The sequence below is a fragment of the uncultured Roseivirga sp. genome (assembly GCF_963973945.1).
Taxonomy (GTDB): domain Bacteria; phylum Bacteroidota; class Bacteroidia; order Cytophagales; family Cyclobacteriaceae; genus Roseivirga.
Map to the genome: position 1 here is coordinate 1 of NZ_CAXBBV010000025.1, position 5,645 is coordinate 5,645.

7 protein-coding genes are annotated in these 5,645 nt (G+C 35.0%); 1 reads left to right on the forward strand and 6 read right to left on the reverse strand.

What is annotated here, in order from left to right; all coding sequences use genetic code 11:
* Positions 1-534 precede the first annotated feature (534 nt).
* The gene (locus AAC026_RS19705) at positions 535-837 is read right to left on the reverse strand and encodes a hypothetical protein (RefSeq protein WP_339701797.1); all 303 of its coding nucleotides are present in this window, start codon (positions 835-837) and stop codon (positions 535-537) included.
* 286 nt (positions 838-1,123) lie between these two features.
* Here AAC026_RS19705 and AAC026_RS19710 point away from each other — a divergent pair, with 286 nt between their 5' ends.
* On the forward strand, positions 1,124-1,717 hold the full coding sequence (locus AAC026_RS19710) for a hypothetical protein (RefSeq protein WP_339701800.1): 594 nt from the start codon (positions 1,124-1,126) through the stop codon (positions 1,715-1,717).
* Here AAC026_RS19710 and AAC026_RS19715 read toward each other — a convergent pair.
* The 5 genes from AAC026_RS19715 to AAC026_RS19735 all read right to left on the reverse strand — a co-directional run.
* Positions 1,710-2,237, reverse strand: a complete 528-nt coding sequence (locus tag AAC026_RS19715; RefSeq protein ID WP_339701803.1) for a hypothetical protein — start codon at positions 2,235-2,237, stop codon at positions 1,710-1,712. The genes AAC026_RS19710 and AAC026_RS19715 overlap by 8 nt on opposite strands.
* A gap of 12 nt (positions 2,238-2,249) precedes the next feature.
* Positions 2,250-3,164, reverse strand: a complete 915-nt coding sequence (locus AAC026_RS19720) for an MvdC/MvdD family ATP grasp protein (RefSeq protein WP_339701806.1) — start codon at positions 3,162-3,164, stop codon at positions 2,250-2,252.
* Positions 3,164-3,499: a hypothetical protein gene (locus tag AAC026_RS19725; protein WP_339701809.1), complete on the reverse strand. Its 336-nt coding sequence runs from the start codon at positions 3,497-3,499 to the stop codon at positions 3,164-3,166. The genes AAC026_RS19720 and AAC026_RS19725 overlap by 1 nt, the downstream gene beginning before the upstream one ends.
* Before the next feature lie 116 nt (positions 3,500-3,615).
* Positions 3,616-4,404, reverse strand: coding sequence for a hypothetical protein (locus AAC026_RS19730; RefSeq protein WP_339701811.1), 789 nt, complete (start codon positions 4,402-4,404; stop codon positions 3,616-3,618).
* 1 nt (position 4,405) lies between these two features.
* Positions 4,406-5,645: ferritin-like protein (locus AAC026_RS19735; RefSeq protein ID WP_339701814.1), on the reverse strand; the 1,240-nt coding region annotated here is incomplete at its 5' end.

Here is a 5,645-nt window from a genome sequence, read left to right on the forward strand (position 1 = left end):
CAATTTAAAAATGTAGCTTAACTTTTTGTCCCGTTTTTTGTTGCAAGTTCACACATTTTTTTCTACACATAATTTGCCAGCGCTCGCTCACTCACAGCATAAAGCAAAGTATTTTTCTTTCTATTAATCTGTATGGTTTATTTGAAACTTTGAGAAGAAAAGTTCACAAACTTCATAACCAGCTTGCCGCAAAAGCCTAAAATATAGCGGAGCGTAAATTTCTAAGCACTTGCTTACTAAGAACTAAAAAAGAAAATATCTTGTTCATTTTCTTTGCTTATCAGGCATGGTGCACGGCGTTCTCCACCACCGCCTTGTCCTGGGGGGGAATATCCCCGCCGGGGGTTTATGACGCAGTTATAATGCCGTTCAAAATCCTTAAAGCTACGATTAATGTCCGCCTCATATTTACTGGCCCTTGTCACCGCCGATTTTCGGTTGTCCGAGACGATGGCCTTGGGCACGCCTCCGTAAAAGTTCAGGGCATTGGTGCAACAACTGATCAGATCCTCCCGTTTTTTGACTCCTGCAGGCCTACACATAGGTATACTGGCTATTGGGAAGGATGGCCACGAACACCTCCACCGGGACCACTTCCCCAGTGGCCCTGTCAACAATATGGAGTTTCTTGCCGGCGAAGTCGATGAACATTTCGTTCCCTGCCCCGTGCTCGAGCTTCATGAAACCCTTGGCCTTTACGTATTTGCGCCGGTATTGTTCCATGAACTGGGTGTAGCCATAAGGCTCTTTGGCCTGCTGTACGTACTGCTGATAATGATATAGAAAGGTAAATACTGGGTGGATCCGGGCTTTGTTGACCCCCTCAAAACATTGCATGAGCTCTTAGTAGCGACTATTATCTATGGTGGTATGGGAAGAGAAAAGTACTTAAAGGGCCCCATTGTCTAGGGCCAACAATTCTTTAAGTGGACGGTCGCAGGACCCGAACAGCCGCATATAACTATTTACGGTGTTACGGGAGATGCCCAAGGTCGTACCTATCTTACGGTTGCTGAAACCGTGCAGGTGCAAAGTGATGATCTGTTTTAAGTCGATTGGATCAAGTGTATTGGCCATATCGCTTGTTTTTAAGCGATAAGGAATTGTTACTGGATCTTTCAAAGTGGCACAAAACGAAACGTTATACATCCCGTTCCTGACAAAGGTGGCACGGATCGAACCGAAATCACTGGCACAAAACGAACCGAAACGGATCGGGTCGCAGCCTAAAAGTGGCACAAATCAAACCGAAATGCCTGGCACTATAACTCCGAAATGGGTGGCACAAAACGAACCGAAGTATCCAAATGTTGATAATTCAGTTGCTCTTAAAACTGCGGAAGCATTTTATAATACTCTTTTTGATAAAACAATATTAGAGGCTTTGCAAGACGCAATGGTTCATTCAGAGAATACTAAAGACCAAAATATCTATATTATGTATGGGCTTCACTTTACAAAACTAAAAAAAGGAAGTTCGATAGAAAATAGTAAAAATGAGGTTACCATTGGTTTACTTAGATCTTTAGAAACGTGGAAAGGTAATCTTAGTAGATCTAATGACCATTCTATAAAAGAAAATATTCAAGATTTAATTAACTGGAATGTTGCTCTCATTCTTAAGAAATATCGTGAAGAACTTTTAGAAATTGTTGGAAAAGACAAAGTCATAGAAATATTCAAAAAACATCTACGCCAAAAAAAGAAAATTAAATAAAGAAGGACACAATCAAAAGCTCTATTGTTAATGCAACCAAAAAATAAATGCCAAATGCAAAAAGCTTATTTGATTTTAAAAGAATGGATCCTTTGGTATTGTTTAGTCCTCTATTTCTTTTAATACTAAAGATTAAGTCGTCAATATATTCTTTCTTAAATTCAGGCATTTTTTTATGACCTTTTCTTACCGTTTCCTCAGAACAATCCGAATACTTGAACTTTTTAATGTTGAATATTTTACTTGCATAAAAAATAGAAATACAAAGAAGAATTACTGTAACTAAAAAAGTTGCTCCAAGTAGAATTTTCGGTCCTATGGAGATACATTTCAAGGAATCATAAAATAAAGGAATTATAAAAGTGATTATAGATATTATTAACCCTGATTGGGCAATCAATTGGGTTATCTTGCCTTCTAGCTTGTTCATTCTATTATCCTCATTATCAAATAATCTCAACAAATATGAAATATATTCATCGCGAAGTAGATTATTTCTTTTTTCTGTTTTATCTCCCATAGTTATAAAGTTTCACGATAAATATTGAATAATTGCATCAGAAATCTTTAAACCAGTATCGTTTTCAATCCAAACCCATTGGCCGTTAGGGTTTATTTCCAAAAATATATATCCTTTCTTTGATTTAATGATATCAATTGCACCAAAACCCAAACCCAATTCCTTTACAAGTTTGACTGATAACTCTTGGATCTCAATAGGTAAATTATAAGCTTTAAACTTTAGTGTTTTTCTTCGCCAATCTAATTTAGTATCCAAATCATTTTGAGAATCTACTTGTGCTGCAAAAACCTTCTCGCCAACTACAGTAACTCGAAGTTCATATTCTTTTTCGATTTCATTTTGAAAAATCATTGGAAAACAAATAAAACTATCATTCACTAAATGATTAGTTTTCAAATTATTTGTGAAGATTATTTTTTCCTTTCCATCAGCTAAAAATCGGCTTCTATATAGCGGCTTAATTATTACTTTTTCCCCATTCTCTTTGCTAAAATGTTGGATCTCTTTAGAATCTGAGGAAATTATGGTATTTGGAATGGAAAAACCAAGTTTTCGAGCAACGGATAATTGAAAAATTTTATTTTCAGCTTTGTAGATATTGTTTGGATTACTTAGCCATTTATTTGTACTCAAAGTATTCCAAAGGTTGCTGAAAAAACTTTGGTAGTCTTTATTGTAAAAATCATTCTCTTCAAATGAAGAAAAAGAAATTGTTGGTACTTTGACCCTCCTAAACCAAACTGAATCAAAATGCGAAATTCCGTCTATAGCAATCTCAGTATCATTTTTTGTAGTAAATGAAATTTTATGCTTAAGTCCAATACAGTCAGTATTGAATCTCAAATATTCGATATTTCTTTGATTTAAAATATTGACAAGGAAATCAGCCGTATAATCTTCTCTATGAGTTACAATTAAAATCACTAATCTGTATCGGTGCTTTCCATTTCAACTCTAGTAGTCGTTGCAGTAATCAGCAAATTTGATAATGAAAAAACATCATTGTCATCATCAGTTTCTTCTGAATTACCTATTGAATCCGTTCTAGTAACAACAAACATATTTATATCCGCATCTGAATCGCTTGATTCACCAGAGACCTTAGAAAAAGTTTGAGTTACCGTATTCTCAATAGTATCGATAGCGGGTTGATTGTTGGAAACAAAAACGTTTAGGTTTTTAATATCACAATATCTTGTTTCAGGAAATTCGAATTCCTTAGTTATCGACTCGCCGTATTCAAATAGTAAGTATTTCATGTTATTTTGTTCCAATTGAAAATTTTAAATGAAATTTTGAGGTAAATAGATTGTAAGTATATTTAACTTTTGTAGATTTTAAGCGAATTGCCATCAAGATTATATCCTTTATTGATTTACAATAAATTCGCTTTTTTCAGCTGTAAAATACCTGAGACAAAACCATTTTGAGCATCTGCATCCCAAGCCCCCATCCAAAAATTCAAATACCATTCTGTTTCATCGTCTATATAAATTATATCGTTAACATTTATTGTCTCAAGGGGGCCTTTCATTTCTTTAATATTATAGTTCATCCTGAACCTGAAGAAACTATATGATATACCAGCTTTTAGCCATTTGATACGTTCAGTAATTATATATTTTTCTTGAAGGTCTTTTACATTCGTTAAATCCTTCTCCAAAAGAGCTATTCTTCTCTTAACAAAAGAGAACTCATCATAAATTCCCACTTGTTCTAAGAGGTCATTAGCTCCAGGAATTACTTGTACCGCCCTTGTTTCTTCAAATGGATATTCATAATTATCATGTCTATGTTTCTTATAAATTCTAAAGTCGTCATTAGAAATACTAATATCCATAGGGATGATAGGCTCCTCACCATCATCAGCAATTATAGAGTTCCATCCGTGAAATATGGGATTATTTTCCAAATTAACTTTTGCTCCAATTAAGGGATGTTTTTCGATCTTCGTATTTGATTTATATAATTCTGTTACAAAAACACCTACTTTAGATGTATGACTTCTAACCACCAAAGGGTTATGAAATCGAATAATTCTATCCAAATCTGGTTCTCCTGGAAGAGCTCGCATGTAACCGCTAATTCCCCTGGGTTCATCAGCTGGGTCTGGGTCAGTAGCTAACCTACATTGAAACCACCCTTTAAATTTTATTGTTATCATGCTATTTTTTTCCTATATGTTTTTCAATGTTCTTGGTCATCCAATTTATCATTTTGACAATAGAATCCATGCGCGGATGGATACTCTTAATTTCTACAGCAGATTTATAATGATCTAACCATCTTTCCTTTAAAACAACATACCTATTTTCTTTTGATGGTGCAATTGCATATTCGCCATAAATCTCAAATGATGGGCCAGTTCTAGAGTCATTCTCAGAATTTCCAAATGGTAATTGTGTTAGAAGCTCTCCCAAAGGTCTAATTATTCCGCTCATCGTTTGCCAGGAAATATTTTTGAGAAATGTTTTCTCATCTTGTGTTTCACCCATATGAGAGTAATACTGAATTACTGAAATTAGCATACTATTGTAGATTGAGTTGAATAGTTCACAAGCTAAAAGAGAATCTTCATTCTCAATAATGTTTACAGCAATAGCCGGGTCGGAATCTCTATGTATTCTTGTGGCTGGATTTTTTATTACACTTCTTGAGGGGTCAAAATTAATTTCACCCAATCGTTTTTGAATTTCCAAAAATCTAGCATAATGAGAATCATTTAGGGTTTCTGGGTCGTTAGGAGTGCCTTCACCTTCCTCAATTATATTATCTACAGCCCGTTTAACATCATCCAAATTTTTAATGGGAAATAATATTTTCTCTTCGATTGTTTTTCTTCTTTCCAAACTCCACCCGTCTTGATCTTGATTTTTTGGGTCGCCAATCAAAATATTAGGTATTTCATGAAAAGCTTTTAAAATTTTGTTATATAATTCACCAACCTTATTGTATTCCAGAGGATCTGGGGCAAATTCGGCCATAGCCATCATCTTAGTTGGTTTGATTCCTTGAGGTATTTCAAAAATGGTAAACCTGCGAATAGTTTCTGCATCAAATTTGGAAAGGATAAACGGAGCGTCCAACCCATAGAAATAATCCGTTTTCTTAGGGAAATTTGACCGTAATATTCTTGGTCCTGATCCTACAGCAGAAAGAAGGTTACAAACAGAACCAAAATGAACCATTTCCTCTCTGGCTATGCCTAAAATCACTCTTTTCCATTCGTTGATTTCCTCAAGCTCCATTTCTGAAACACCTTCGTCAATAGACTGCTTTAAAGAAAATGCTGCAAATAAATATTGAATTAATAGTGAATGTTCAATTTCTGCTGCTTCGTTTAAAGCAAGTGGATACTTCGGACCAAATTGCGCCAGGCTTTTCGGTTTCATTGCGCCAGTGATT